The following is a 26577-nucleotide window of genomic DNA, read 5'->3' on the forward strand; positions in this document are numbered from 1 at the left end:
GTTTTAATTCCCGCTATAAATGATCTACCTCATTACTATCACTACTGATGGCTGCATTTAACATCCGAGAGAGTTTGTCAGACATGGCATTAGCTTCAGTAGGGGCAACGGCTTTGGCTTGTTGGATAGCGAGAATACAACCTTGTACTAACTGGACTTCATCAGGTAAATTGCGAATTTCTCTTCTGGTTTCTTGACTGTGATCCTCCATGGAGGAGATATTATTAGTATTAATAGCAAATTGTAATTCTTGACTCAAGTTTTGTAATCGTTCTGGCTGAAGTTCAGGAATCATATTCTAATTCTTAATAGATTTTCTCATCTACCTGCCCCCTTGAAAAATTACAACTTACTTTCACAAAGGGATTATTTTTTAACCGACATTCCGCACTCATAATCTAGTATGACCCTTTTCAAGAATTATTCTTAACAAGGTTCAAAATCTTACGTATTCAAGCTTAAAGTATTTGATAAAATATGTATTTTTAAAGACAATAAAAAATAAAATTAAGGAAATATTCGCATATTACAAAATGAAGTGCGGAATATGGGATTTAATTATTAATGAGAACTTAACTAACTCTTGAGTAACCAAACCCGATAAAAATGGTCGGGTATGTTTGACGTGGATTTTGCCTTGTGCTAGTATCATTCCAAAGTTGACGGATACCCAGGGAACGCAAAATTATGACTCAGGCGATTACAAACCTCAACCAAGCGAACACTTCTATTCTCAAGGCTTTGAAGTGTAAAGAATGTGGAGCAGAATACGAACTTAAAGCCACTCATGTATGTGAATTGTGTTTTGGACCGTTGGAAGTCAAATATGATTACAATGTGCTGCGGAGTTTAGTTAGTCGAGAAACTATTGAAGCTGGTCCAAATTCTATCTGGCGCTATCGTCACTTTTTGCCAGTTGCTACAGATGATTATATAGATGTGGGAACAGGAATGACTCCCTTGGTGCGTTCCCACCGTCTTGCCCGTCGCCTGGGTCTAAATAAACTTTATATTAAAAATGATGCCGTCAATATGCCCACCCTGAGCTTTAAGGATCGGGTGGTGTCAGTTGCCCTCAGTAGAGCAAGAGAATTGGGTTTTACGACTGTTTCTTGTGCTAGTACAGGTAATTTAGCAAATTCTACCGCAGCGATCGCCGCCTACGCTGGTTTAGATTGCTGTGTATTTATCCCTTCTGACTTAGAAGCTGGTAAAGTCATCGGTAGCTTGATTTATAGTCCTACCCTGATGTCAGTCAAAGGCAACTATGATCAAGTTAATCGTCTTTGCTCAGAAGTTGCCAATACCCACGGTTGGGGTTTTGTGAATATTAACCTGCGTCCTTACTACTCTGAAGGTTCTAAGACATTAGCCTTTGAAGTTGCAGAACAACTAGGTTGGCAATTACCAGATCATATAGTTGCCCCTTTGGCTTCTGGTTCTCTGTTTACCAAAATTTATAAAGGTTTCCAAGAATTTGTCGAAGTTGGTTTGGTAGAGGATAAAGATGTTCGCTTTAGTGGCGCTCAAGCGGAAGGTTGTTCCCCCATTGCGAAAGCTTTTAAAGAAGGTAGAGACTTTATTCAACCAGTTAAACCTAACACAATTGCTAAATCCATTGCGATTGGCAACCCTGCCGATGGTGTATATGCTGTAGAAATCGCTCAAAAAACCAACGGTAATATTGAATCAGTTAATGATGCCGAAATTATCGAAGGTATCAAACTATTGGCAGAAACCGAAGGTATCTTTACCGAAACCGCAGGTGGTACAACCGTTGCAGTTCTCAAAAAATTAGTAGAAGCTGGCAAAATTGATCCAGATGAAACTACAGTGGTTTATATCACTGGCAATGGTTTGAAAACCCAGGAAGCAATTCAAGGCTACATTGGCGAACCTTTAACAATTGATGCCAAACTAGACAGTTTTGAACGGGCTTTAGAAAGATCCCGCACACTTGACCGCTTAGAATGGCAAGAAGTTATAGTTTAATCCTTTCACTACCAATTAATTGTAGGGGTTTAGCAGTGCTAAACCCCTACCAACCAAATCACTCACTAACAATTAACGTTTAAACAATGGCTGTCAAAGTTTTAGTTCCCACAGTTCTACAAAAGTTTACAAACGATCAAGCTGTCCTAGAATGTAGTGGTAGTAATATTTCTGAATTGTTTGATTACTTAGAAGTAAGCTATCCTGCTATTAAGGGGCGTTTGCGGAAGCCAGACGGAGAGCCTTTACGGTTCTTAAATTTCTATGTCAACAGCGAAGATATTCGATTTTTACAAAATACAGAAACACCACTTGAGGATAAAGATGAAGTGAGTATTGTTCCCGCTGTTGCAGGTGGTTGAAATATCGCTGGAGGGTATGGGATTTTAAAAGTCCCAAATTACCCATTACCCATTTTATCCAACATACTTCGTGAAAAGTTACTATTTAAACGATTTTATCCCAATGATAGGCCAAGCTGCACAGAATCATGAAACTTATTAATTCATCCGTATTTATCTGCGCTAATCTGCGTTAATCTGCGGTTAATTACTCTTAAAATCTTATTTTATATCTAAATAGCTGTAGCTATGCTCTGGTATGTCAAAATAAAAATAACTGACTACCCAAAATGAGCAATGGCAGAAGAAACTAATCAAAATCAAGCGGGAGATGTAGCTTCTAATCCTGCTGCAACCGCCCCAGAAAAGCCCCCAGCAGAGACTAAAGCTGCCAAAAAGGAAAAACCCCCAGCATTGGAAGATAAGCCTTTTGAAGAGTTTATGCAGCAGCATTACCTCCCAGCGTTGCAAGAGGCAATTACTAAAGAAGGTGTGCCAGATGTAAAGCTGACTTTTGCCAAGCAGAAATATTCTATTATTGGTTTTAATTCAGCGGAAGAATGTTGGCAAGTTATTGGTTCTTGGCAAGGGGGACAACGCCAGTTTAACGTATATTTTCCTGAAGAAAATATTCAAGGTAAAAAGGGATTTTCCTGTAATGAAGGTAAAAAACCCAGTACCTTGGAGTCATTTCTAATTGATGAGCGCAAAACTACCCTAGAATTGTTGGTATCTCGGCTAGTGTACCGCTTGAATGGACAAAAGTGGCTAGGTAGAAATTAGAACTTTACAATTCATCAAAATAATAAGTAACGACTCCAGAAATGGGGTCGTTACCTATTCTGAGATGATCTGATTGCAGCATTTCTCTGAGTATAGTTTCCACTTCCACAATACCAGATCCGGTAGCCCTAACACCTTGAATTACAGTTAAACTACCACCATTAGCCTCTGCGGCTTCTATCAGTTTAACAATCAGTGGTTTATCAGTTGGTTTCTGGACTTGGGAAATAAATATCCGTTCATTCATGGGTATACCCAGAGGTGATAAACCTGCTTTTAACCGCAAATTCTGCTCATATTCGTCAACCATATTCGGTATGATTAATAAATCATAGATTTGCCCCATGTAAAATAAACCGCAGGTAAATAGCCATAATAAACCAGTAGCGGTTTTGCCATTATATAACCGATGTAAACCGTTTATTCCCAAAAAACCAGCCCCACATAAGAGGTAAGAGACAAGAAGACGGTCTTTATTTTCGTTATTTTTTATGCTCATCTTATTTTATGTCCATCTAGGATTTACTGAGTTAAGAATCCACATTTCCATTAACTACCCCTCGTCAGCCTTCGATTCCCCAATTAACGATTGTATTTTTAATTCTAACCATGATTTACCTTTCTCCCGAACTTCAAGCTAGACTTTCCACTCCTTTAAAAATTGGCTCATTTGAGGTTAAAAGCCGGGTTTTACAGTCTCCGTTATCAGGGGTGACTGATTTGGTATTTCGGCGTTTGGTGCGTCGTTATGCGCCAGAATCTATGGTGTATACAGAAATGGTAAACGCGACGGGTTTGCATTACGTTAAGCAGTTACCAATCATTATGGAAGTAGATCCTAATGAACGTCCAATTAGTATTCAATTATTTGATTGTCGTCCCGATTTTCTCGCGGAAGCAGCCATAAAAGCAGTGGCTGAAGGTGCGGATACGATTGATATTAATATGGGATGTCCTGTTAATAAAATTACTAAAAATGGTGGTGGTTCTTCTTTATTACGTCAACCAGAAATTGCGGAAGCAATTGTGCGAGAAGTTGTCAAAGCTGTAGATGTTCCCGTGACTGTGAAAACCCGCATTGGTTGGAATGATCATGAAATTACTATTCTTGATTTTGCGAAAAGAATGGAAGACGCGGGAGCAAAAATGATTACTGTGCATGGACGGACTCGCGCTCAAGGTTACAATGGTAATGCGCGGTGGGAATGGATAAAAAAAGTTAAGGAAATTTTATCAATTCCTGTAATTGGTAATGGGGATATTTTCTCTGTGGAAGCTGCGGTAAAATGTTTAGAACAAACTGGCGCAGATGGGGTAATGTGTTCTCGTGGAACTTTAGGTTATCCGTTTTTAGTTGGTGAGGTTGATCATTTCTTAAAAACTGGAGAATTATTACCACCACCTAACCCCATTCAACGCTTAGAATGTGCGCGAGAACATCTTTTTGCTTTATGGGAATATAAAGGAGATAGGGGAGTCCGTCAAGCTCGGAAACACATGACTTGGTATGCTAAAGGTTTTGCTGGTGCTGCTGATTTACGGGGTAAGTTAAGTTTAATGGAAACTGTTCAACAAGGTTTAGATTTGATTGACGGTGCAATAGAAAGATTAGCTTGTGGTTATGAAATTGAGGAAGAAACAGAATCTACTATTGCATTATAGAAGAAGTCAGGAGGAATAAAGCAAGAAAAAGCAGAAAAAAGAATCAATTTGGGATAATTATGATGCAAACGAAAGTTTTTATCTGCATTGATTTAAAACCTACTTTTGATTATTTCTACTGATAATAGGTTAACACAAGCTAAGAGGATGTTTGAAAAGTGGTATTCCGTAATTTTCATCACATTGCTACCCCCCTTTCCCCTTGTAAAGGGGGGAAACAATAAAAATCCAGTTCCCTCCCCTTTACAAGGGGAGGGTTAGGGTGGGGTAAAAAATATTTGATACATCAACCATAACTTTTCAAACACCCTCTAAGTGCGATCGCTAATTCCTCAAACTCCCACTTTTTATAACAAACCTCGATAACGAATAAAAATCAAAATCACAGCCCAAGAACCTAATGCCACTTTAACAGCAACTAGGATATTTAATATAGGAAGAATTCCACCACTAAATAACGCCCCTAATTCTCCATGTGGTAACTCTATTCCCGACAAAGTTATCACTGATAAAACAATAAAGACTAACACCGAAATCTTTTCCCAAATAGCAGCGTGCCACTGTTGGTAAATATCCTGCATCCATTGGTATGATGAGGTAATTGCTATGAGTCCGATTGCTGTTCCTCCAGCCACTCCAGCCGCAAAACCACCCCCCGGACTCAAATGTCCCCTAATTGCTAATTCAATGCCCACTAATGCCGCAATTGTCGCCCCTAGACGAGCTAAAATGATGGATGGTTGATCTTTAAATTGATAGATGCTGCAAGATGGTTTTTCATTAGCTAATAAAAAATTAGCTCCGAGAATGGCTATAGTAAAAACAATAACTTCAAAGATTGTATCATATAGCCGATTTCTGAAAATAATCCCTGATACTGCATTGGGAACACCACTTTCTTTAACCACTGTTTCCACAATGGAAATATCTGGTAAATTTAGTTCTGAATTAGGCATAATCAGCATTTTCACAAATAAAGCTATTCCGGCTAAAATGTAAACTAATTTCATAGATTTTGCGCTCCTGAATCTAAAATATTGAAATATTGTAAAGTTGTTTTCGGTGATGAAAGTTTACTTTTCATAATCTTATAGATGCGTTCCACTCTAATTACAGTTTGGTATGTTTCCTGTGCTTGCTCACTTTTTTCTAATTGCACACAACTAGCATGAATTTCTTTTTCTATTAATGCCTGTTGTAAGGTTTCTTTAGTAGGATAAGGTACGAGTTCTAGACGTAAATAATGTTCATTAAAAATGCTGCGGAAATCGTTTATCAGTTGTTGAAAATTGCTATCCTGATTTTTTTCTATTGACTGATTTTCCATGACACCAAGACGTAACACTAAGGATGAACGAACTGCGATCGCATACAAAGTAATTGATAACATCGTTCCCATTAATGCTTCTGTTAAAGCCACATCTGCTGCACCTAAAACTGCATCTACCATTGCTGCAACTGCACCGAGTACCCCACGAATTACTAAGGCATGATAGGGGTTAGTTTGAGTTACTAACATCCCCGCAGTTAAGGGTAATAAAGCAATGATTAAATAGAGATAAGTATCATTCATGTTTTTCCTCTTCTGTTGAACAATATGCTAATACATAACCCAGCATAGTATTCCAAATTGCTAAGGAAATAATGCCAAGAATAAGTAGTGGCCATTCACTGGGTATTTTCAATAATAGTCCGACAATAATCATCATTGAACCTAACGTATCAGCAACAGAAAGTCCATGTAATTTGAATAATACTGATCTGTTGCTGACTAAATGAGAAGTTCCCCAAAACCAGAAAACTATGCCGATACCTATGCAGGTATAACTAAGAAGGTTAATCATGCTTCACCTAATCTTCTGAGAATATGTGCTAATAACATTAATGCGGCATTTCCTACCGTCAAAATAATCGCTGCGACTACACCAATCATCCAATCATCTCGTAAAACGGAAATTACGAGAATCATGATGGCTACTTTACTAGAAATGCTGCCAAAAGCTAACATTTTCTGCCATGTATCATCACTTTTCCAAGCTTCATAGATGGGAATAAGTAAAGCCAGAATCATTGCTATTAAGACTATTTCTAAGTTCATGCTTGTTTTTTCCTGGGTTTAATATAGTGAACTTCATACCATCCTTCTTCGTGGTATTTCAAAACTATGGTTTTGGGGGTAAAGGTAATCAGAAATATATCAATAAAAACCAATAACGGTGATCTGTTGAGTTTGACTTTTTCCATGATAATTTCTTCTTCATTATGGGGACGGAAGATAATTTCAAATGCCTCCATAAAAGCAACCGGAATCGCAACAAAGATTTTAATTATTACCTTTACCCAAGATTTTAATTTTTCTGGTGATGACTTACCACGTGGTAAAAGTAAGGCAATAATTACACCGATGATAATATTTGTTAAACTCACATTAGCTGTGAGTAATAACCAAATTGACAGTCTGAATATGAAATGTCCAATCATGGGAAAGCCATCCAAAATAATAGGATTAAAGTTAGACTCATGACACCAACTAAATGCTCAAATTCTTCAAATACACGAGGTAGAGATATTGATAATTTTTTGAAAATTAAATGATATCCTAACCAGCCCGCAGCAATAGTTAAAAGTGCTTTTGTGATATTGGTGATTTCATAAGCTGGAAGATAGACAATATTTGCTACAAATAATCCAGTAATCAAAAATATTACTGATGTCCAAAAACCGGATTTTGTTTTCTGTTCTTCTTCTTCTTCTTCTTCTGCTTTTGCATGGGGGAGAAAAATAAATTTAGCAAAAGATATGGCTGTACAAACTGCGGCAATATTCATCACTATAAATTGCCAAGATTCTACATTTTTTATCGTTAATACCTTTGCCTCAAAACCTGACAACAAAGGCAAGCCAGAAATTGATAAACTAGCGATAACTAAGGCTATCCAAATATTAGTATGAATGGGTTTATTTTGCAGTTCTTTAAAGTTGCGACTGGGTAAAGAACCCGCAATCAAAAATAAAGACGATTTGACTAATCCATGAGTGAGGGCATAAAATCCACCTACAGCCGGTGCAGCGAGAATCCAGCCTAACTGGGAAATAGTGCTAAATGCTAACAGGCGCTTGGTATCCTTTTCAAAGACAGCATAGGAGACACCCATTAAAGCTGTTCCCACCCCAAAAATTCTAACTATAATATCAATTTCTTCGGAAACAAATGCACAACGTAATAAAGGTAAAACACTGGCTTTAACGACAATTCCTGACATCAATGCGGAAACCGGTGTTTCTGATTCAGAATGAGTTAAAGGTAGCCATAACCCCGAGACAAAAATCCCCGCTTTGATTAATAATCCCAGAAAAATTAATGCTAGTGCTTCTGGTGGTGATCCCTTTAAACTGGCAAAACTAAAGGAATGATGTGTCTGATAAACCAGCACTGCACCAACCAGATAAAACAACATGGCTGTATTGCTAACAAACAGATACCGTAAACCTACCCAAATTGAGCGATCGCTACGAGAATAAGCAATTAATAGAAAAGCCGCAATACCGCTTACTTCTAAAGCCACATATAAACTAATGAAATCTGCACAGATAAAGGCAGCATTGAGGCTACCATGCACAATAATCATCTGGGCATAGAAAAAAGCCGTTTTATCACTGCGCCAGCAGTAGAGGGCAACAGCAGCCGTTACCAGGGCATTTGTGAAAATAAAGTAACCACTTAACTGGTCGGCTATTAAGGTGATCCCGAAACTATCCAGTAAATTCAGTGTAATGGGTGATGGTTCAAGAAATAGCTGCAACCCATAAGCAGCAGAAGCAATAGTCCCCCACAATGTCAAATGTCGGTTAAGTTTGGGGACTAGAAAAATGATGAACCCTAGAAAAAATGGGGTAGCAATCCAAGCCAGTGTAATGGTATTCATGGTGTATTATTCTTCTCAAGTTCGTTACTTTCCAATGTGGGATTATCCCGTGCTAATTTCATCACACCAACCAGCATCAAAGCCTGAATGGAAAACCCGATAACTATCGCTGTTAATATCACTGCTTGGGGAACTGGATCGGCATAAGCAATGTTTTTTACATCGGAAATAATGGGAGTAAATAAGCCTTGTCGTGATGCAATTAGTACATAAAAGGCAATCACACCTGTACTCATCACATCCATAGAGACAATTTTCATTACCAGGTTTTTTTTGAGGATGATGCCAAAAAAACCACACAATATTGTTATCAGTACGCACGCTTCTAACACGGGAGTTATTTAATTTCATGATAAAGTGCTGATTTAATATAAGCACGAATTTCTAGTGCTAAGTTAATCTTGACACTAAAATATTCTGATGATTATTATAGGTATATCTAATGATTTATGTTTTCTTTACTTTTAAAATATCTGTTGAGATAAATTTATCCTTTCACAACTTTTAAAGTTTGCAAAGTTTCATCTGCACAACCGGTAATAAAACCACCCATTTTTTGAATTTCTTGCAAATATTCTAAGGCTGATTTTGTAATTAGTTCTCCTGGCATTAATACGGGAATTCCTGGAGGATAAGGACAAATAATTTCTGCACAAATCCGTTCTAGGGTTTTCTCGAAAGGTAAGATCTCACTATCAGCAAAAAAGGCCTCACGGGGAGAAATGCACATAGAAGGGGCGATTATAGTATCTTTTTTAGATTTACATATTTTTTCCCGATTTGTCAAGTGGGGAATTTGGGTAAGATTATTTAAGGTTTGTACTAATGTTTCAATATCAGTTTTTGTGTTTCCTAGGCTAATAATAAATGTGAGATTTTGTAAAGATGAAAATTCTGGGGTTACTCCCATGGCATTAATAATATCTTCAGCAGTAAAACCTGTTAAACCTAACTGAGAAACATTAACGGTTAACCGGGTTTTATCTAAATCTATAAAGCCGTTATTTTTTATATAATTTTGAGGTATTTGTAAAACCGATAAACTAGGAATTTTGTTGATTTTATCAATTGCTTCTTTGGCTAATTCCAAAGTTTGAAACATCAGCTTTTCTCCATGTATTGCCATTTGCTGACGTGCCGCATCTAGAGAAGCTAAAAGGATAAAACTAGGACTGGTAGATTGAACTAATTGCAAAGCTTTATTCACTCTATCAATATCAATTCTTTGACCTTGAATATGTAACATTGATGCTTGTGTCATTGCCCCCAATGTTTTATGAATTGATTGGACTGTTAAATCTGCACCTGCGGATAAAGCAGATGTTGGTAATTCTGGGTGAAAATGAAAATGTGCGCCATGGGCTTCGTCTACAATTAAGGGAATATTATATTGGTGGGTAAGGTTTACCAATGCTGGCAAATTCCCACAAACACCGTAATAATTAGGATAAACTATCAGCACTGCTTTTGTATCTGGATGTTTTGCTAATGCTGCTTTTAATGCTTCTGGTGTAACGCTATATGCAATATCTAAATCTTCGTCATATTCAGGATTTATAAAAATAGGAATTGCCCCAGAAAAAATTAACCCAGAAATCACAGAAGAGTGGACATTTCGCGGCAGAATAATTTTATCTCCTGTTCTACAAGTAGCGAGAATTGCGGCTTCAATTCCGCAGGTAGAACCATTAACTAAAAACCATGTTTTCTCTGCACCAAAAGCCTCCGCTGCTAGTTCTTGTGCTGCGAGAATTACGCTTTGGGGTGTGAATAAATTATCTAATTCTGCTAATTCTGTTAAGTCAGCGCGGAAAACATCTTTTCCAATTAAATCGGTTAAAAGTGGGGAAATGCCCGCACCGTGTTTATGTCCTGGGGTGTAAAATGGGGCGTGAGGACGAGTTGTGCAGGCTTTTAAGGCATCTATCAGGGGGGTTTGGTTTTGATTTGGCATTTTTGGGGGAAAACCAGCGATAAACATTAAGGTCACCGTTTGTGTTTCGCTCAGAATTGGTGACTTGTATTCATGAAACTCTAGCAGTTCCTTTCTTGGTAACGATGCTGCAAGGCACACCGTTTATTAACTTGTTCGGTCGGTAGGGGTGCTATCGTCCTATATGATACTGTAATGGCAAAAGATTCCAGCTTGGGTAATCTCTCTATGCTGATGAAAGGTGAATCTCTACCCGCAGTATCCTCTTGGGTTGGTTCTCCGGCTCGAACTACTGATTAAAAAAGGAATATGAGAGAAGAGAGAAAAGATGAGAGGAAAAACTTTCTTTTTCTTCTTTTTCTTCTTTTTCTTCTTCCTGACTCCTGACTCCCGAATCCAAAATATGATATAATTTCATATCTGGAAGTTGATATGTGTTAAGACTAGCTATTCTAAGCTAGGATAAGACAGCAATGTAAGTGGAAATTGTCATCCCCCTACTTACATAATAAACTGAATTTATGACAAAACCTTTACGGAGACTAGACCCAGGAATACATTAGCATGGTCAATCAGAACTTAACCGCTACAGAAATTGGATTTACCCACGAAGATTTCGCTGCTCTACTTGATAAATACGACTATCACTTCAGCCCTGGAGATGTCGTACCGGGTACAGTTTTCAGTATAGAGCCGCGCGGCGCTCTGATTGACATAGGTGCGAAAACCGCAGCATATATACCCATACAAGAAATGTCTATTAACCGGGTCGATGCCCCGGAAGAAGTCTTACAATCAAACGAAACACGGGAATTTTTCATTCTTACCGATGAAAATGAAGATGGTCAGCTCACCCTTTCAATTCGTCGGATTGAGTATATGCGGGCTTGGGAGCGAGTGCGGCAGTTGCAAGCAGAAGATGCTACTGTCCGTTCTGGCGTTTTCGCAACCAACCGTGGTGGTGCATTAGTGCGAATTGAAGGATTGCGCGGCTTTATCCCCGGTTCTCATATTAGCACTCGCAAACCCAAGGAAGATTTGGTAGGCGAAGAACTGCCCTTGAAATTCTTAGAAGTAGATGAAGAGCGTAACCGCTTAGTTCTCTCCCATCGTCGGGCGCTGGTTGAGCGGAAGATGAACCGTTTGGAAGTTGGCGAAGTGGTTATTGGTACTGTTCGCGGTATCAAACCTTACGGTGCTTTCATTGATATTGGTGGCGTGAGCGGACTGCTACACATTTCTGAGATTTCCCACGAGCATATTGACACTCCCCATAGTGTATTCAATGTTAATGATGAAGTGAAAGTAATGATCATTGACTTGGATGCAGAAAGGGGACGGATTTCGCTGTCTACCAAACAGTTAGAACCTGAACCCGGTGACATGATCAAGAACCGTGATTTGGTTTACGATAAGGCCGAAGAAATGGCAGCTAAGTATCGGGAACAATTGCTTGCTAAACAGCAAGGTATTACTATACCTGCGGAAGTAGCACCTGTGGAAGGCGCTGAAGAAATTGCACCTGAAGAAGGCGTAGCTGAAGAAGTTGCATCTGTGGAAGCTGTAGCTGAGGAAGAAATTCCCGCAGCAACAGAAATTGAAGAAGAGATCCCAGCCGCTATTGAATCATAGATTGATAGTTGTAATTACCTACAACTGAGATCATGAAAGTATTGAATTAAGAGGGTTTTTCCCTCTTTTTTTATGGCAATTGGCTATTCAATTGAATTATTCCCTGTTCTTTAACAACTGAAAAATATGGTAACTATTAAATGTAAAAACATTGCGTTTTCTCATATTGAAGCAATTTTATTTGATAAAAACGGGACTTTAGAAGATTCCGAGTCATATTTAATAACGTTGGCACAAAAAGCAACGCGGATAATAGACGCGCAAATTCCCGGTATTGGTGAACCATTGTTAATGGCTTTTGGTATTAATGGCGATTTTTTAGATCCAGCGGGTTTAATATCAGTAGCGAGTCGCAAAGAAACGGAAGTTGCAGCAGCAGCCTATATTGCGGAAACCGGAAGAGGATGGTTTGAATCTTTGAAAATTGCCCGTCAAGCTTTAGAAGAGGCTGATCAATATGTTAGCAAAACTCCCTCACCTTTATTTGTGGGTAGTTTGGAGGTATTACAGTCTTTGTCAGTAGCGGGATTAAAATTGGGGATTCTGTCAGCAGCAACTACTGAAGATGTAGAAAAATTTGTGATTAATCACCAATTAAGCGATTATTTGCAACTGGAAAAGGGAGTTGATGAGGGTCCAAGTAAACCAGATCCAGCCCTGTTTTTAGAAGCTTGTCAAGCTTTAGGAGTAGCACCAGGGGCAACTTTAATGGTAGGTGATTCTGTGGGTGATATGCAAATGGCACGTGATGCTAAAGCTGCTGGCTGTATTGGTATTACTTGGATTGGGAGGGCAGATAATGTTAAAGGTGCAGATGTGGTAATTAATCAACTTGATGAAATTCAGGTGATTGATGATTGAATGATTTCCTAGTTCTATTTATTGACACACCAATTCAGAAAAATTTTGGCAATTAATTAAGTTAAAATTTAAGCGGACTAACTACCAACTACTCACTATCTCTTAATTATGAATCAATCCAATAATAGTGGCATACTTGAACAGTTTGTAAACATGGTGATGGGGGTAAAAACTGGCAATCAACAACAGTCTCTAAATACATCAGCAACAGCCACCCAAGAACTAGATATCAAGGCAGTTTTAGTTTATAAATTAGGAACTATTCTGCAAATAGGAGTGATGATTTTTGTGTTGCTGGGAATGGAAAAATTAGTAATTTTAATTGACAATAATTCTGCTTTTCCCAGTTCGTTTAGCACTTTAGTCACGGCGTTATTTTTTGGTTTATTAAGTATCCGTTCCCGCATTTTTTCGCTTTTAGATAATACCCGTTCTCGGACAACTTATGACCAGGTAATTAGACCAAGATGGTCTCCTCCACCTTTAGCATTTCCCATAGTTTGGATGTTCATTGCCGTTTTGCGAGTAATTTCTTCGGTATTAGTTTGGCAGGAAATGAATCACCAATTTTTGGTATTACCTTTAATTATGTTTGTGATACATCTGGCTTTAGGTGATACTTGGAATACGATTTTTACCGTAGAACGGAGATTAGGTGCTGCTGTTCCTGTGGTGATTTTAGGACCTTGGTTATCGGCTATAGTCGTAACAGCAATTTATTGGCAAACTGTTCCTTTGGCGGGAATGATTTTATCTTTTTCTTGTGTATGGTTAACTGTTGCTTCTGTATTGGTGTTCAGAATTTGGCAGTTAAATGGATCTGAGCCTTTGTATCCTTTGAAATTGGCTGTTGTGGAGAAATAAATAGTCATAATTCACATTGAGGGGAAAGAAAAGACCGCATTTAATATCTATGAAAAATGGTAGGGAAAAATTAATTCTCTACCACTGAATTCAGGAATTTAAACGCCTAACATAGTGCTGTAATATTAAACTATAATTCTTCAATTGTTACTAAACCACCTTCTGTAAATTGGATAGATAGTTTATAACCGTCAAGTAAAGCAGTTCCTAATAAGGGACGCTTTCCTGTAGCTAAAACATTAACTACTCTTTCTTCTCCATTCCAGATAATGGTAGCTTGATGTACTGGTAAAAGCACACGGCTATTATCTGCTAAAGTTGCATACATATCATAAACACAAGGAAAACCCAAGAGATTAACTGCTGCGGTCGGTAAGGAAAGAAACTCTGTAAAACCTGTATCAATCACAAATTCAATTGTAAAATCTGGTTGTTCTGGCAATCGAAATATAACATTGACAGTTGCACGTCCATTTTTGATAATGCCAGTTATCATGGATAATCACGCTCCATTTCTCCACTAAATGATGCAGCCACTTTGTAACCAATGCGAATACCAAAAAGTCGAGCAAATCTGTTTTTATTCCGTAAATAATGCGCTGATTCTATGCCTGTTTTATCAATAGCATATTCACCCGTTTCTATATCAATAATTATCATTTTACCGATGTTTTCATCAGTTTCTACTTGTTGACGAATACCATTTTCATATAATTCTTTGGCACGGTTTGCGACTTCTTCGCTGCTGAGGAGAATGGCTTGCATTTTATTTCATCCTTTTTCGTGATTATATATTTATTGTACTTGATTTAGTAGTACAGTTTATCCTTCCTCAAGCCACTGTTCATAACCACATATCAGCAATCTTTTCTTTAAATTAGCGATCGCTTCGGATGTGGGTATATTAATTGATTGCACTCGATATACATCATTGAGAACAACACTATAATCTTTACCACTATAGTAAGCTACAACTTCAGCTAAATTCCTATCTGACATTTCTTCACTGAGTAATGCTAAAAGCGGTAAATAATTTTGTGGTTCTATCCCCTTCGGAAAAGCACATTGAATTAATTTATATGTACTTTGTAGATGTGGTGAAATAGTGATTTGCATGATTAATTACCAGTTAAAGGAAAAGGTGGATGAATATATACATGGAAATCCACACCTTGAGCAGAAGCGGCTCTGACTGCTTTTGCATCTGCTGTGGTGGTGACAATATTTAGTTGATCACCTGTACCTAATATAATAATATCGTTTATTCCTAATTTTCGTGTTGGTTGTAGGTTTAAAGCTTTAGGTGATGGGTTATCGGGGATGATAGTTACTCTTTGCAAAAGGCGATTAGCTCTGTTTTGTTCTGATAGTCTAGCAATAGTTTTCACTATGTTAGTGAACTCAGTAAAAGCAGTTTGAGTCATTACCATTTCTTTTCCGTTTACGTATTGTCGCAATTCATAGCGATGAGGGGAATTTTCGGCTATAAGAGCTATAGCAGTGCCAGTATCTAAATTAATCATTCAAATATTTCTCTTAACAACAATGGTAAATGGGTTATGTATTTTACCATTTATTACCTTTTTACTTAAAAGTGATTCCTGCGGAGCGCTTCGCTATCGCCTTTGGTACTGAGTTCCGCACAATCGCACTTTTCCACCATAGTCTAACTAAGAGCGATTCCTGCGGGGTGCTTTGCAATCGCACTATTTTTTGATTATGTAAAATATTTGATTATCCCTAATCTTAGGCTCAACGCTTACAGCAACATTTGTTTTTTCTAAAACTGTCAGTTCTTGATATGATTTGTTATTTAATTCAATTGTTAAAATAGGTTTTTTATAAAATCTACCTTCTTTATTTTCAACAATTAGCATATCTCCCACTTTTATCGTATAATTTTCAAGTTCAAACGCCAATACTTTATTAGCATAAGTATTAATCACATTTTCTATTTTTTGAAAAGTATGTCTGGATTCTTCTTTGATAACTTGTTCAAATAATGTCTGAAAAATAGCTTGACAATATTTCTCTAAAAATTGAATATAAGGTTCTAATTCAGATATTTGAAGTAGGTTATCTTCTTCTGTTGATTTTTCTGAACCGTGAGCAATTTCGTTTCTTCTTTCCACTAAATCATTGATTTTTTTGTACAAAATATCTTTTTCTATTCTGGAAATTCTTTCTGGTGTTAAACCAATTTCATTTTTAAGTTCTTCATTTTTTAACAATTCATCATTCAAATCCAAATTTAACTTGTTGAATAACTCTACAATTTTATTATGTTTTAAATTACCTGACAAAAGAACAAAAGCATCTGTATTAATTTGATATTTGCTAGGATTAACTATACAATTATTAAGTTTATTTAATACTTCCTCTTTTGTAAGACGTTGATATTTAGCACTTTCTCTAGTTGTAATAGTATTTATCAATTTTAAAGAAAGTTCAAAATGATTTTCTCTAATTTTTTCGTGTATTTGTGTATATTCAGGTATGACACTCGATAGAAAATCAAGATACTCTTTAATCCATATTTCTACATATTTTTCTAGCAGTCCATATAGTGAAATAATAGATGCTTTATATTCAAATATTCGTCTGTCTGTTCTAAAACCTCTATCGTGACTACTTAGCGTATTAAGTAAATTTTTTATTTGCTCATTATCATTATCTTGAACATGATAAGCAGCTACATCATTTACATATTGAATATGTTTTAAATATTCTCGAATTTGATTGAGTTCTTTTTTAAATCTTTCTAATGATTCTATATTCATAATTTCTACCAAAGTTTATTTAATGTACTTTTGTAGAAAATTATCAAAATATCTAATTCGTGTTTCTAAACCTTTTCTGGTAGTATACCTACCTTCAAAAAGGAAACGATCATTTTCTTCTGCTACATATAACATTTTTTCATCAGAATACATCTCACGTTTGATTACTTCCTTATATTTTAATAATTCATTCTTAAAGTGAATTTTTCTAGCAAATACTTGCATCATTGCATCATACACTATTTTTAAAGGAGTGTTTTTATTACGATCTTCTTTTGGTGGAATAAAAGCTTTATTTCCTAATATTTGATAAATTATATCAATAGTATCATTAAATAGATTTTCCAGGTTTTTCATTGTTTGATCAGAATAGCTATTTGCTTGTTTTAAATATTCATCTAGGAATTTATCAACTCCTGTAGATTTTAATTTATCAAAATGACGATAAGCAAAGAAGCGCAAAACTAATTCCACATCTTCCATCTTTTTATAATATTCATTTTCTAGTAATTTTTCTTCTCCTTCACTCTCTAAAGGAAAATACCACATTTTTCGGAAGGCTTCATTTTTGGAAAGTTTTATACATAATTGATTAAATTTTCCATTTTGTAAAGCATTTCTTGTTTCTTGAGGAGTTAACTTTTCTCCACCACTATTGAGTCTTTCAAAAACTATTCTTTTCAGTTCTTCCGCTTCTTCTTCACTTTTAGCTGTTTCTTGTAATAAAACAATAGATGATAAATAGCGCCTATCTATACCTTTTCTCACTTGCTCTGGTAAGTTTGTATAGTTTCTACCATCTAATTCTCTCCAATACTGTAATCCTTGTAGTTGAAACTTATCATTATAAAAATCATAAATGGTAGTTAATCTTTGTTGTCCATCCATTACTTCATAAATAGAATAGTCTATTTCATATAAAAATATAGGTGGGATTGGTACATTCATAATAAATGATTCTATCAACCTAGATTTACGAATATCATCCCATCTTTTTCGACGTTGATATTCAGGATCAAGAATGTATTTTTTACTATCTAGCATTGTTGGTATACTATCTAACGGATAACGAGCTTGTTCCGTAACAATTCTAATTTCACCCTTTTTATATTTTTCATTAATTTCTCTATCTGAAACTGATTCATGAATTGTATCTATATTCTCTGGAAAATTAAAAGTTTCGCCTAAAATTAAATCACTATTTGCAATCATATTAGTTATTCCTTATGTTATTAACAATCTAGTTCCCGGTTAATTATCATTGGTCGTTACCAGTATATCATATTCTCCCACAAATACCCGTTTCATTAATTCTAAAAGTCACTAACCAACCAGTAGGATATTTTTCCCTTGCTTATTTAACGAATATATCACTCCTTCTCTTCTTTGCGCCTTTGCTCCTTAGCGCCTTTGCGCGAAACAAAAAAAACGGTAGAGAACCGAAATCCTCCACCGTGCAATTAACAATTAAAAAAACCTAACTAAGACTCAACACCTTGGGGTAATAACTCCCGTGTTTGTTGAGAACTAACTTGGACAATGCCATTTTCATCAACGTCAACAAGAGCAGTATCGCCATCTTTGATGCGTCCAGACAGAATTTCTTCCGCCAAACTATCTTCTAACAAGCGCATAATTGCCCGACGTAATGGCCTTGCACCGTAGCTAGGACTATAACCCTCAGTGATCAAGCGATCCTTGAAGCGGTCTGTAACTTCTAAGACAATGCCTTTTTCCGTCAAGCGACCAAACACTTCCTTGAGCATGATATCGGCGATTTCCGTGACTTCAGCCTTATTCAACTGACGGAAGACGATAATTTCATCTAACCGGTTCAAGAACTCAGGACGGAAGTAATTCTTCAGTTCCTCATTCACTAAAGAACGAATGCGGTTGTACTGAGATTCGTTAGCATCTTCAGCAAAATCGAAACCAATACCGCTACCGCCTTTTTCAATTACCTTAGAACCAATATTGGAAGTTAAAATCAGCAAAGTGTTCTTAAAGTCCACTGTGCGACCTTTCGCGTCAGTTAAACGCCCATCTTCCAAAATTTGCAAAAGCATATTGAAGACATCGGGGTGGGCTTTTTCGATTTCATCGAATAACACCACAGTGTAAGGACGACGACGGACAGCTTCTGTTAACTGACCACCTTCGTTGTAACCGACATAACCAGGAGGTGAACCGATCAACTTACTGACGGTGTGACGCTCCATGTATTCGGACATATCTAAGCGAATCATCGCTTCTTCTGAACCGAAGAAGTAAGAGGCTAAGGACTTCGCCAATTCAGTTTTACCTACCCCAGTTGGACCGGAGAAGACAAAACTAGCGATCGGCCGATTCGGATTTTTTAAACCGACACGAGCGCGACGAATGGCGCGGGAAACAGCCTTCACAGCGTCATCTTGACCGATGAGGCGCTGATGTAAGGTATCTTCCATGTGTAGCAACTTCTCGGACTCAGATTCAGTGAGTTTGTTAACTGGTACACCAGTCCAGGAAGCGACAATGTGAGCAATGTCTTCTTCTGTAACTACGGGTTCAATACCGTCACCACTAGAGCCGTTACTCTTAGTTTGGGCAATAGTGCGAATTTCGGCCTTGATTTCCATTTCCCGATCGCGCAATTCCCCCGCCCGATCAAAGTCCTGAGAACGGACTGCATCATCTTTTTCTTTTAAGATTTGCCGTAGTTCCTTGTCTAATTCCTTAGCTGCTGGGGGCAGTTGGGAGTTAATTAAGCGCACCCGTGAGCCGGCTTCATCCACCAAATCAATGGCTTTATCTGGCAAATAGCGATCGCTAATATAACGATCAGACAACTTAGCTGCCGCCACCAATGCTTCATCGGATATTTTCAGCTTGTGGTGTGCTTCATAGCGATCGCGCAAACCATATAAAATTTCTATTGTTTCATCAACGGTCGGCTCACCCACCATTACAGGCTGGAAGCGTCTTTCCAACGCTGCATCCCGTTCAATGTGTTTACGGTATTCATCCAAAGTAGTAGCACCGATACATTGCAATTCACCCCGCGCCAAAGCTGGCTTGAGGATGTTCGCCGCATCAATCGCCCCTTCGGCTGCACCTGCACCAATTAAGGTGTGAACTTCGTCAATTACTAGGATGACATTACCCGCAGAGCGGATTTCATCCATAATTTTTTTGAGACGTTCTTCAAATTCACCCCGATATTTAGTTCCTGCTACTAGCAAACCAATATCAAGAGTGACTACACGCTTATCTTCCAAGATATCGGGGATATCCTTGCTGGCGATGCGTGAAGCTAAACCTTCAGCGATGGCGGTTTTACCAACACCAGGTTCACCAATCAAAACTGGATTGTTTTTAGTCCGGCGACCCAAAATTTGGATAACTCGCTCGATTTCCTTGGCGCGTCCCACCACAGGATCAAGCTTGTTATCAATAGCCATTTGGGTCAGGTTTGATCCAAACTCATCGAGAGTTGGGGTTTTAGTGCGACCAGAGGGGCCACCCGGCGTAACTTCCGCCGTTTCTCCCAACATCCGAATCACTTGGGTTCTCACCTTGGTCAAATCTACACCGAGGTTTTCTAGCACCCTGGCTGCGACACCTTCCCCTTCGCGGATCAGGCCCAACAACAGATGCTCGGTACCAATGTAGTTATGCCCCAATTGGCGTGCTTCTTCCAAGGATAGTTCTAAAACCCGTTTTGCCCGTGGCGTAAACGGAATTTCCACGGCTACAAAGCCTGAACCCCGTCCTATGATTTTTTCAACTTCAATGCGAGCATCTTTAAGATTAACTCCCATTGATTTCAGCACCTTGGCGGCTACTCCTGTGCCTTCACCAATCAAACCCAAGAGGATCTGCTCAGTTCCGACAAAGTTGTGACCTAAACGGCGGGCCTCTTCTTGGGCCAGCATGATTACCTTAATGGCTTTTTCTGTGAAGCGCTCAAACATGGCATTTTTCCTATCACCTGCGTCGTGCCGGTATGCTGATTTTAGCACAGGCTAAAATTTTGGGTATCTGTATAAACAATTTAGATATCCAATTACCATGACACAGGTTGATAGGTTAACGAGTAGCTATTAATTAATTTCTAGGTAGCTAGTGTACTGAGGAGAGTGATTTTACCAGCATTTTGGGGGCTAAATCCAAACAATAGACTATTGATGTGGGGATTTTGTTTAGGAGTCCCAAACACACATTGTTATCATAAAATGTGTGTTGATGTCAATAAATCGGCATGAATGATAAGATTTTTTTATCAAAAAGAATTAAAACAAAAAATATTATGATATAAAACCAGGATAAAAATTTTATTTTATCTTCACAACTGTGGTTTAGAGTAAGTTAGATTTTGGAAATTTTGTCTTGAATTGTACAGAAGTTGGATATAAACCTCTGTACAGACTCCTTTAAACTTTAATTAAAGCTTTGATGTTAGTATCGCGAGCGATCGCACTGGCAGAATTAAAGGATGAAACCGGGGATTTTATCGCCTATTAAATTAAGTAGCCATCATGAACATTACCCATTACCAGGTTGTTCACTGGATATGAGGTTTTGCGTTAAGTTGACTGTAATAAATCATCCCCGGAAATGATGGTAGTATAAAAAGTGTAACTATTGTTCTGAAGATAGCGGCGGTCTTGCTTAACGATAGCCATGAACTCACGGTGTCCTTCCGTTAGCCGACCGACTAAACAACCTGCACTAGCTCCTTTGATATCATTGCTGGGGTAATCATAGCCCCAATGTTGATTAACGGCAAAATAATCACCTGTATCCAATTCATCACCAGTTCGTTTGAAATCTTCGTTAAAATCTCGACAAACAGTGATGTTTCCACATTGAACTAATGCTTCATGGGGATTGGAAGTACCGTGTTTTCCCACTCTCCAAGCCTTGTATTGTCCAAACTGGATTCTTGCTGCTCCTTTGCGATTCATGGGTTTGTGAGTATATTTACTACCTGGTTCAGTAGTTGCTTGCCAATGATCAACGATTTTGGGGACACCATCTACGATTTCGATCACAATGCGGCGGTCATTAAAGGCGTTGGCAGCATCACTATTGAGTGTCCAGTCTCCATTTATACCCTCGATATAAACAATGTTGTATTCTTTGGGATTGGTGAATACTTCATAATTTTTAGCCAACATATATTTAATGATCTTGCTGGCAATATCAGTTCCTAGATTTAAAGGAGGTTTTGGCAGGTCTTCTGTTTTAGTTTCAATCAATTTTTTGGCTGTGACTGCACCTAGAAAATCAGTTTCTCCTGTTTCTGTTAAGGTTTGGAACTTTTTCAGTGCGGCTGTGGAAACTGGTCCAAATAGTCCGTCGGCGGGTGGTTCTAGGAGTCTTAAATCAATTAATCTTACTTGAACTTGCCGAGACAATTCCCGATCTTCGGCGATCGCTTCGTAACCCCATTTTTCCTCTGTATTCAAGAAGTTTTGTAGTTTCATATTATACGCTTAATAATTCAAGTGTTTTGTTTGCACCACGTTAAATAAGCTATCTTAAATTTCAAATCTATAAATAACCTTTATTATTTTTTAACAAGGAATATTAACAAGGAAAATAGGCGATTGCTCTCATTATCTCATTCTCAGTAAGCTCAAACGAAGTTAGCCAGGGGTAGTTCATTGTTCCATAAGTACCTGGACAGAATTAATTACATATTATTTATTTACCAATCCTTTGTCCATTACGGATTTCAGTCCAAATATTTGTGTAATTAATTTTGTCTCATTACTTACTTCCATTCTAAAATGGGGGGTAGAAACAGTTTGATAATTTCTACCCATAACTATCCATATATTACTGTTTGTCCAAGTCTTCAATTAATTGATCAACAAATTCCCTTAACCGTTGTTGCTGTGTTAGGGACGGTTTTAATTTTTACCCTCTGTCCTTTCCGACCTTTAAAACAAATTGGTTGAGCGTCTAACTCAGCTTTGAGGATTTTCTTAGCACCAATTTTATTATTTTTCTCAAATGGCATTGACTTTAACCTTGTAAGTTGGTATACTAACTATAGTACAACATTGAAAGGTCGAGTCAATGCTTTTATCATTCAAAACTGCACTAATTCCAAATAACCGACAGATTACAGCTTTTCGCAAAGCCTCTGGAGTAGCTAGACACGCCTATAACTGGGCAAATGCTCAAATCATAGATATTTTAGCTACTCGCAAAGAAGGCGAAAAACTTAAATTACCATCAGCTATTGACTTGCATAAAAAGTTAGTTGCTGAGGTAAAATCTGAGCATATTTGGTATTACGAAGTTAATAAAAATATCCCTCAGAAGGCGTTAGCTGACTTACGCCAAGCATGGGATAGGTGTTTTAGGAAGACATCGAAACAACCCCGATTCAAAAAGAAAGGTCAACGTGATTCTTTCTATTTGGAGTCAGGAACTAAGGCGAAACCAGCAATTAAAAATGATAGTAAAAGAATTAAATTACCGTCAATTGGCTGGGTACGTTTAGCAGAACCTTTACCGATTACAGTAACTCATAATTGCGTGATTTCTAGACAGGCTGATAAATGGTTTATTTCTGTTAAATACGAAGTTGAAAAACCTCCTATACTTGCAGACAGACCGACCATTGGTGTTGACATTGGTATCAAAGAATTAGCAGTTTGCAGTAATGGTGAAGTATTCGAGAATCCTAAAGCCTACCGCCATAAGAGTAAACGCATGAAACGTTTACAGCGTAGTGTGAGCAGGAAAATTAAAGGCTCTAATAACCGTAAAAAAGCTGTGAGAAAATTAGCTAAATTACACGCCAAAGTTTCTAATATTCGCCAGGATTCTATTCACAAATTAACCTACTATCTAGCTAAAAACCACAGCATAATTAAGATAGAAGATTTGCACGTTAAGGCATTTTTGAAGAACCACAAATTAGCAGGTGCAATTGCAGATTGTGGGATGTATGAATTTAAAAGGCAATTAGAGTACAAAACTGAGAAATTCGGGAGTGAACTAATCCTTGTGGATAGGTTCTTTCCTAGTTCCCAAATATGCTCTAACTGCGGTAATCATCGTCATAAAATGCCATTAAAAAACCGCGTTTATATTTGTCCTGATTGTGGCTATAAAGCTGACAGGGACTTAAATGCAGCGCGTAATATTGACCGATGGTTTGTGGATATTTTTATCCCTGTAGCGTAGCGGTTCCTTTTAGGAACTACGGTCAGAAACGGTAAGTTCTACCGAGATTGCCTGTGGAGCGGAAAAACCTCTTAGAAGCCATTCTCAGACCGTGATTAAACAGGAAATAAGCACTAAGGTTATCGCTGTCCAGATGTGTCTAGACTTTGGTAATTTTGGGTAAGTTTTATAGAACGGATATCTCTCTAGATAATCTGCTAATATCAAACAGCTACCCTAACATCCAATCACGCTTCTGCAAAAAATCACCACTGGATAGGGAAAATTGTTATGAACAGCAAAAACCCCATGTTCTCAAATCTGGCTTTAAAAAGTGCCATTTTCTTGTCACCCTTACTGCTATCAACGGCTTTTATCAGTGGTTATTCTGTACCATCTGCTACTGCTCAGGTACTATCAAATCAGGAACGGGAAGAATTAGCGCGACTGCGACAAGAAACCAGAACTCAAAAACAAGTTCAATCTGATTTTGAACGGGCTTTTACTCGCACGAATACTTTGCTTAATATCTGGTTGACTATTTTAAGTTTATTTCCTGTGGCCTTAATTGCCATGTTATGGTTTTTTCGTCGAGCAGTAATTAGAGAAATTGTCGAACGAGCAATGCAGCAAATTCAAGGAATTGAAAATTTGCAAACTCAATTAACTACGGTTCAAGCAGAAGCAAAAAAACTGATTCAAGCATCTAAAAATACTACTCAAGAATTAGCACAGGAAGTTAATACACTTAAACAAAAGATTCATGGTGAGGAAGAAAATTTATCTATTCTTTTATCTGATTTACCTAAATCAAAACAAGAGTTTTTAACAGCTTTGGAAATTGAAGTTAAATCTGCTCAAGAGAATATTAGTAATTTAGAGTTTAGATTAAATACTCAACTAGAACAATTAACCTTATCTGCTCAACAGCAAAAAATTACAATTGACAATATCAAAAAGTTAGAATTTCAGTTATTTTCTCAATTTACCCAACTCAAGTCAGAAGTAGAAAATCAAAAAGATATCGCTGTTAGTGATATTGAACAATCTCGCGCTGATTTGATATCTCAATTTCAAGAGTTAGAGTCGGAAACTCAACAAGAGAAATTTCATACTGTTGAGAATTTAGGGAAATTACAATCAGAATTTAATAATGAATTATCTCAATTTCAATTAGATGTTAAAAATCAAAAAGATATAGTTATAGGTAATATCGAAAACCTGAATAATATATTTAAGTCAGACATTACTGAATTAAAAACTGATACCCAAGTTCAAAAATATCAATTACTTGAGGATTTTGGTAAATTACAAAGCGAATTTTCTCAGCAACTTACAGAATTACAAAATAATGCTCAACAACGACAACAGCAAATTATTGAGAATTTAGAAAAGTCGGGTGGAGAATTTACATCTCAGTTTTCCGGTTTACAAAATGACGTGCGAAAACAGCAAGTTACTATTCTCGAAAATTTGCAAAAGTTGGAAATTGAATTTTCTCAGCAACTTACAGAATTACAAAATAATGCTCAACAACGACAACAGCAAATTATTGAGAATTTAGAAAAGTCGGGTGGAGAATTTACATCTCAGTTTTCCGGTTTACAAAATGATGTGCAAAAACAGCAAGTTACTATTCTGGAAAATTTGCAAAAGTTGGAAATTGAATTTTCTCAGCAACTTACAGAATTACAAAATAATGCTCAACAACGACAACAGCAAATTATTGAGAATTTAGAAAAGTCGGGTGGAGAATTTACATCTCAGTTTTCCGGTTTACAAAATGATGTGCAAAAACAGCAAGTTACTATTCTGGAAAATTTGCAAAAGTTGGAAATTGATGCTCAACAATGTAAAGATATAATTCTCAAAGAGTTAGCGGAAATTACACCTACTCCAACACCAGAAAAAGCACCAGAACCATTACAACCAGAAGTTTCTATTGATGATTATATCAAACAAGCAGAAATACTATTTTTAGAAAAACGCCATGAAGATGCTTTAGCTATTTACGAACAACTCATTAAAATTCAACCTGAAAATCCAGAAAATTGGCTAAAACGGGGGATAATTCTCAATCGTCTAAAACGCTATAAAGATGCTATAGCTTCCTATAATCAAGCCATTAAAATCAATCCTGAATATCATCAAGCTTGGTGTGATATTGGTGTGGCTTGTGGAAATCTAGGAAAACATCAAGAGGCTTTTAACTGTTTTGATAAAGCTACTAAAATTAAACCTGATGATGGAGTTGCTTGGGTAAATCGTGGTTTATCTTTGCTAGAATTAGAACGTTATGAAGATGCAGTTACTTCTTTTGATAAAGCTTTAGAATTTCAACCCAATTCTCCTAAAGTCTGGGATAAACGGGGTTACACTTTGGTAATGTTGGGAGAAGATGATCAAGCAATTATCAGTTTTGATAAAGCATTAGAAATTAAATCTGATTATCCTAGCGCATATTATCATAAAGCTGCCTGTTATGCACTCCAAAGAAAGGTGGAATTAGCTTTGGAAAATCTGCAAAAAGCTATGGAATTTAATCCCAGTTATCGAGAAGATGCTGCAACTGATATTGATTTTGATGACATTAAAAATGAGCCAGATTTTCAAACATTAATTCAAGGTTGATATTAGGA

General features: G+C 37.2%; 28 protein-coding genes. 9 read left to right on the plus strand and 19 right to left on the minus strand.

The features are described 5' to 3' along the window. Nucleotides 1-13: 13 nt before the first annotated feature. Nucleotides 14-295 (minus strand): hypothetical protein, encoded by a 282-nt coding sequence (locus tag HGD76_RS24925; protein ID WP_210422279.1) that lies wholly within the window; start codon nucleotides 293-295, stop codon nucleotides 14-16. A 392-nt stretch (nucleotides 296-687) separates the two neighbouring features. Between HGD76_RS24925 and thrC the strand changes: the two genes are divergently transcribed. The 3 genes from thrC (at nucleotide 688) to HGD76_RS16610 (ending at nucleotide 3116) form a co-directional block, all read left to right on the plus strand. Beyond that, entirely contained in the window at nucleotides 688-1992 is a 1305-nt protein-coding gene (thrC, locus tag HGD76_RS16600) for a threonine synthase (protein ID WP_168696433.1), read from the plus strand. Nucleotides 1993-2078: 86 nt separating this feature from the next. Beyond that, entirely contained in the window at nucleotides 2079-2354 is a 276-nt protein-coding gene (locus tag HGD76_RS16605) for a MoaD/ThiS family protein (RefSeq protein WP_168696434.1), read from the plus strand. Nucleotides 2355-2630: 276 nt separating this feature from the next. Next, nucleotides 2631-3116 carry a DUF2996 domain-containing protein gene (locus HGD76_RS16610; RefSeq protein WP_015083246.1) on the plus strand — a complete coding sequence of 162 codons (486 nt, stop codon included), beginning with the start codon at nucleotides 2631-2633 and terminating at the stop codon, nucleotides 3114-3116. A 4-nt stretch (nucleotides 3117-3120) separates the two neighbouring features. Here the strand turns inward: HGD76_RS16610 and HGD76_RS16615 are convergent, their stop codons facing one another. Further along, nucleotides 3121-3615, minus strand: a complete 495-nt coding sequence (locus tag HGD76_RS16615) for a TM2 domain-containing protein (RefSeq protein ID WP_148760112.1) — start codon at nucleotides 3613-3615, stop codon at nucleotides 3121-3123. 110 nt (nucleotides 3616-3725) lie between these two features. On the opposite strand from HGD76_RS16615, the gene dusB reads away from it, so the two are divergent. Beyond that, nucleotides 3726-4778 (plus strand): tRNA dihydrouridine synthase DusB, encoded by a 1053-nt coding sequence (gene dusB / locus HGD76_RS16620; RefSeq protein ID WP_148760110.1) that lies wholly within the window; start codon nucleotides 3726-3728, stop codon nucleotides 4776-4778. A 347-nt stretch (nucleotides 4779-5125) separates the two neighbouring features. Here the strand turns inward: dusB and HGD76_RS16625 are convergent, their stop codons facing one another. The 8 genes from HGD76_RS16625 to HGD76_RS16660 form a co-directional block, all read right to left on the minus strand. Continuing rightward, nucleotides 5126-5788 carry a Na(+)/H(+) antiporter subunit B gene (locus HGD76_RS16625; RefSeq protein WP_168696435.1) on the minus strand — a complete coding sequence of 221 codons (663 nt, stop codon included), beginning with the start codon at nucleotides 5786-5788 and terminating at the stop codon, nucleotides 5126-5128. Continuing rightward, nucleotides 5785-6351, minus strand: coding sequence for a DUF4040 domain-containing protein (locus tag HGD76_RS16630; protein WP_168696436.1), 567 nt, complete (start codon nucleotides 6349-6351; stop codon nucleotides 5785-5787). The genes HGD76_RS16625 and HGD76_RS16630 overlap by 4 nt, the downstream gene beginning before the upstream one ends. Next, complete coding sequence (locus HGD76_RS16635) at nucleotides 6344-6622, minus strand: monovalent cation/H(+) antiporter subunit G (protein WP_168696437.1); 279 nt, start codon at nucleotides 6620-6622, stop codon at nucleotides 6344-6346. The genes HGD76_RS16630 and HGD76_RS16635 overlap by 8 nt, the downstream gene beginning before the upstream one ends. Next, nucleotides 6619-6876, minus strand: coding sequence for a hypothetical protein (locus tag HGD76_RS16640; protein WP_168696438.1), 258 nt, complete (start codon nucleotides 6874-6876; stop codon nucleotides 6619-6621). Before HGD76_RS16640 ends, HGD76_RS16635 begins: the two co-directional genes overlap by 4 nt. Further along, on the minus strand, nucleotides 6873-7259 hold the full coding sequence (locus tag HGD76_RS16645; RefSeq protein ID WP_168696439.1) for a Na+/H+ antiporter subunit E: 387 nt from the start codon (nucleotides 7257-7259) through the stop codon (nucleotides 6873-6875). Before HGD76_RS16645 ends, HGD76_RS16640 begins: the two co-directional genes overlap by 4 nt. Next, on the minus strand, nucleotides 7256-8704 hold the full coding sequence (locus HGD76_RS16650) for a cation:proton antiporter (protein WP_168696440.1): 1449 nt from the start codon (nucleotides 8702-8704) through the stop codon (nucleotides 7256-7258). Before HGD76_RS16650 ends, HGD76_RS16645 begins: the two co-directional genes overlap by 4 nt. Next, on the minus strand, nucleotides 8701-9036 hold the full coding sequence (locus tag HGD76_RS16655; protein ID WP_168696441.1) for a cation:proton antiporter subunit C: 336 nt from the start codon (nucleotides 9034-9036) through the stop codon (nucleotides 8701-8703). The genes HGD76_RS16650 and HGD76_RS16655 overlap by 4 nt, the downstream gene beginning before the upstream one ends. A 155-nt stretch (nucleotides 9037-9191) precedes the next feature. Then, entirely contained in the window at nucleotides 9192-10658 is a 1467-nt protein-coding gene (locus tag HGD76_RS16660; RefSeq protein WP_168697474.1) for an aminotransferase class I/II-fold pyridoxal phosphate-dependent enzyme, read from the minus strand. 543 nt (nucleotides 10659-11201) lie between these two features. On the opposite strand from HGD76_RS16660, the gene HGD76_RS16665 reads away from it, so the two are divergent. The 3 genes from HGD76_RS16665 to HGD76_RS16675 all read left to right on the plus strand — a co-directional run bounded on the left by HGD76_RS16665 (nucleotide 11202) and on the right by HGD76_RS16675 (nucleotide 13994). After that, a complete protein-coding gene (locus tag HGD76_RS16665) occupies nucleotides 11202-12269 on the plus strand; it encodes a 30S ribosomal protein S1 (protein ID WP_168696442.1) in 1068 nt (355 codons plus the stop codon). 126 nt (nucleotides 12270-12395) lie between these two features. Further along, nucleotides 12396-13130 (plus strand): HAD family hydrolase, encoded by a 735-nt coding sequence (locus HGD76_RS16670; protein WP_168696443.1) that lies wholly within the window; start codon nucleotides 12396-12398, stop codon nucleotides 13128-13130. Nucleotides 13131-13238: 108 nt separating this feature from the next. Beyond that, nucleotides 13239-13994 (plus strand): TspO/MBR family protein, encoded by a 756-nt coding sequence (locus tag HGD76_RS16675; RefSeq protein ID WP_168696444.1) that lies wholly within the window; start codon nucleotides 13239-13241, stop codon nucleotides 13992-13994. Between the two features lie 130 nt (nucleotides 13995-14124). Here the strand turns inward: HGD76_RS16675 and HGD76_RS16680 are convergent, their stop codons facing one another. The 9 genes from HGD76_RS16680 to HGD76_RS16720 all read right to left on the minus strand — a co-directional run bounded on the left by HGD76_RS16680 (nucleotide 14125) and on the right by HGD76_RS16720 (nucleotide 22781). Then, a complete protein-coding gene (locus HGD76_RS16680; RefSeq protein WP_168634344.1) occupies nucleotides 14125-14490 on the minus strand; it encodes a clan AA aspartic protease in 366 nt (121 codons plus the stop codon). Continuing rightward, nucleotides 14487-14759 (minus strand): hypothetical protein, encoded by a 273-nt coding sequence (locus HGD76_RS16685; protein WP_168651966.1) that lies wholly within the window; start codon nucleotides 14757-14759, stop codon nucleotides 14487-14489. Before HGD76_RS16685 ends, HGD76_RS16680 begins: the two co-directional genes overlap by 4 nt. A 57-nt stretch (nucleotides 14760-14816) precedes the next feature. After that, nucleotides 14817-15110 (minus strand): DUF3349 domain-containing protein, encoded by a 294-nt coding sequence (locus HGD76_RS16690; protein ID WP_168696445.1) that lies wholly within the window; start codon nucleotides 15108-15110, stop codon nucleotides 14817-14819. 2 nt (nucleotides 15111-15112) lie between these two features. After that, complete coding sequence (locus tag HGD76_RS16695; RefSeq protein WP_168696446.1) at nucleotides 15113-15517, minus strand: DUF1308 domain-containing protein; 405 nt, start codon at nucleotides 15515-15517, stop codon at nucleotides 15113-15115. A 183-nt stretch (nucleotides 15518-15700) separates the two neighbouring features. Further along, nucleotides 15701-16774 (minus strand): MAE_28990/MAE_18760 family HEPN-like nuclease, encoded by a 1074-nt coding sequence (locus tag HGD76_RS16700; protein ID WP_168696447.1) that lies wholly within the window; start codon nucleotides 16772-16774, stop codon nucleotides 15701-15703. A gap of 15 nt (nucleotides 16775-16789) precedes the next feature. Then, nucleotides 16790-17986, minus strand: a complete 1197-nt coding sequence (locus HGD76_RS16705; RefSeq protein ID WP_168696448.1) for a DUF262 domain-containing protein — start codon at nucleotides 17984-17986, stop codon at nucleotides 16790-16792. A gap of 269 nt (nucleotides 17987-18255) precedes the next feature. Next, nucleotides 18256-20727 (minus strand): ATP-dependent Clp protease ATP-binding subunit, encoded by a 2472-nt coding sequence (locus HGD76_RS16710; RefSeq protein WP_168696449.1) that lies wholly within the window; start codon nucleotides 20725-20727, stop codon nucleotides 18256-18258. Nucleotides 20728-21339: 612 nt separating this feature from the next. Beyond that, the gene (locus HGD76_RS16715; protein WP_168696450.1) at nucleotides 21340-22242 is read right to left on the minus strand and encodes a peptidoglycan-binding domain-containing protein; all 903 of its coding nucleotides are present in this window, start codon (nucleotides 22240-22242) and stop codon (nucleotides 21340-21342) included. 386 nt (nucleotides 22243-22628) lie between these two features. Continuing rightward, on the minus strand, nucleotides 22629-22781 hold the full coding sequence (locus HGD76_RS16720) for a hypothetical protein (RefSeq protein WP_233466900.1): 153 nt from the start codon (nucleotides 22779-22781) through the stop codon (nucleotides 22629-22631). 59 nt (nucleotides 22782-22840) lie between these two features. On the opposite strand from HGD76_RS16720, the gene HGD76_RS16725 reads away from it, so the two are divergent. Both HGD76_RS16725 and HGD76_RS16730 read left to right on the plus strand, forming a co-directional pair. Then, entirely contained in the window at nucleotides 22841-23959 is a 1119-nt protein-coding gene (locus HGD76_RS16725) for an RNA-guided endonuclease InsQ/TnpB family protein (RefSeq protein WP_210967649.1), read from the plus strand. 270 nt (nucleotides 23960-24229) lie between these two features. Continuing rightward, nucleotides 24230-26569 (plus strand): tetratricopeptide repeat protein, encoded by a 2340-nt coding sequence (locus HGD76_RS16730; RefSeq protein WP_168696451.1) that lies wholly within the window; start codon nucleotides 24230-24232, stop codon nucleotides 26567-26569. The last annotated feature ends 8 nt before the right edge of the window (nucleotides 26570-26577 follow it).

The sequence above is a fragment of the Dolichospermum flos-aquae CCAP 1403/13F genome, assembly GCF_012516395.1.
GTDB classification, from domain to species: Bacteria; Cyanobacteriota; Cyanobacteriia; order Cyanobacteriales; family Nostocaceae; genus Dolichospermum; species Dolichospermum lemmermannii.

Excerpts from the sequence above, each read along its gene's own strand:
- HGD76_RS16650 (WP_168696440.1), bottom strand. The coding sequence starts at position 8,704 with ATGAATACCATTACACTGGCTTGGATTGCTACCCCATTTTTTCTAGGG.
- HGD76_RS16675 (WP_168696444.1), top strand. The coding sequence starts at position 13,239 with ATGAATCAATCCAATAATAGTGGCATACTTGAACAGTTTGTAAACATG.
- HGD76_RS16640 (WP_168696438.1), bottom strand. The coding sequence starts at position 6,876 with ATGAACTTAGAAATAGTCTTAATAGCAATGATTCTGGCTTTACTTATT.
- HGD76_RS16705 (WP_168696448.1), bottom strand. The coding sequence starts at position 17,986 with ATGATTGCAAATAGTGATTTAATTTTAGGCGAAACTTTTAATTTTCCA.
- HGD76_RS16625 (WP_168696435.1), bottom strand. The coding sequence starts at position 5,788 with ATGAAATTAGTTTACATTTTAGCCGGAATAGCTTTATTTGTGAAAATG.
- HGD76_RS24925 (WP_210422279.1), bottom strand. The coding sequence starts at position 295 with ATGATTCCTGAACTTCAGCCAGAACGATTACAAAACTTGAGTCAAGAA.
- HGD76_RS16645 (WP_168696439.1), bottom strand. The coding sequence starts at position 7,259 with ATGATTGGACATTTCATATTCAGACTGTCAATTTGGTTATTACTCACA.
- HGD76_RS16725 (WP_210967649.1), top strand. The coding sequence starts at position 22,841 with ATGCTTTTATCATTCAAAACTGCACTAATTCCAAATAACCGACAGATT.
- HGD76_RS16710 (WP_168696449.1), bottom strand. The coding sequence starts at position 20,727 with ATGTTTGAGCGCTTCACAGAAAAAGCCATTAAGGTAATCATGCTGGCC.
- HGD76_RS16665 (WP_168696442.1), top strand. The coding sequence starts at position 11,202 with ATGGTCAATCAGAACTTAACCGCTACAGAAATTGGATTTACCCACGAA.
- HGD76_RS16680 (WP_168634344.1), bottom strand. The coding sequence starts at position 14,490 with ATGATAACTGGCATTATCAAAAATGGACGTGCAACTGTCAATGTTATA.
- HGD76_RS16660 (WP_168697474.1), bottom strand. The coding sequence starts at position 10,658 with ATGCCAAATCAAAACCAAACCCCCCTGATAGATGCCTTAAAAGCCTGC.
- HGD76_RS16700 (WP_168696447.1), bottom strand. The coding sequence starts at position 16,774 with ATGAATATAGAATCATTAGAAAGATTTAAAAAAGAACTCAATCAAATT.
- HGD76_RS16730 (WP_168696451.1), top strand. The coding sequence starts at position 24,230 with ATGAACAGCAAAAACCCCATGTTCTCAAATCTGGCTTTAAAAAGTGCC.
- HGD76_RS16695 (WP_168696446.1), bottom strand. The coding sequence starts at position 15,517 with ATGATTAATTTAGATACTGGCACTGCTATAGCTCTTATAGCCGAAAAT.
- thrC (WP_168696433.1), top strand. The coding sequence starts at position 688 with ATGACTCAGGCGATTACAAACCTCAACCAAGCGAACACTTCTATTCTC.
- HGD76_RS16670 (WP_168696443.1), top strand. The coding sequence starts at position 12,396 with ATGGTAACTATTAAATGTAAAAACATTGCGTTTTCTCATATTGAAGCA.
- HGD76_RS16605 (WP_168696434.1), top strand. The coding sequence starts at position 2,079 with ATGGCTGTCAAAGTTTTAGTTCCCACAGTTCTACAAAAGTTTACAAAC.
- HGD76_RS16685 (WP_168651966.1), bottom strand. The coding sequence starts at position 14,759 with ATGCAAGCCATTCTCCTCAGCAGCGAAGAAGTCGCAAACCGTGCCAAA.
- HGD76_RS16635 (WP_168696437.1), bottom strand. The coding sequence starts at position 6,622 with ATGATTAACCTTCTTAGTTATACCTGCATAGGTATCGGCATAGTTTTC.
- HGD76_RS16630 (WP_168696436.1), bottom strand. The coding sequence starts at position 6,351 with ATGAATGATACTTATCTCTATTTAATCATTGCTTTATTACCCTTAACT.
- HGD76_RS16615 (WP_148760112.1), bottom strand. The coding sequence starts at position 3,615 with ATGAGCATAAAAAATAACGAAAATAAAGACCGTCTTCTTGTCTCTTAC.
- HGD76_RS16690 (WP_168696445.1), bottom strand. The coding sequence starts at position 15,110 with ATGCAAATCACTATTTCACCACATCTACAAAGTACATATAAATTAATT.
- dusB (WP_148760110.1), top strand. The coding sequence starts at position 3,726 with ATGATTTACCTTTCTCCCGAACTTCAAGCTAGACTTTCCACTCCTTTA.
- HGD76_RS16720 (WP_233466900.1), bottom strand. The coding sequence starts at position 22,781 with ATGCCATTTGAGAAAAATAATAAAATTGGTGCTAAGAAAATCCTCAAA.
- HGD76_RS16715 (WP_168696450.1), bottom strand. The coding sequence starts at position 22,242 with ATGAAACTACAAAACTTCTTGAATACAGAGGAAAAATGGGGTTACGAA.
- HGD76_RS16610 (WP_015083246.1), top strand. The coding sequence starts at position 2,631 with ATGGCAGAAGAAACTAATCAAAATCAAGCGGGAGATGTAGCTTCTAAT.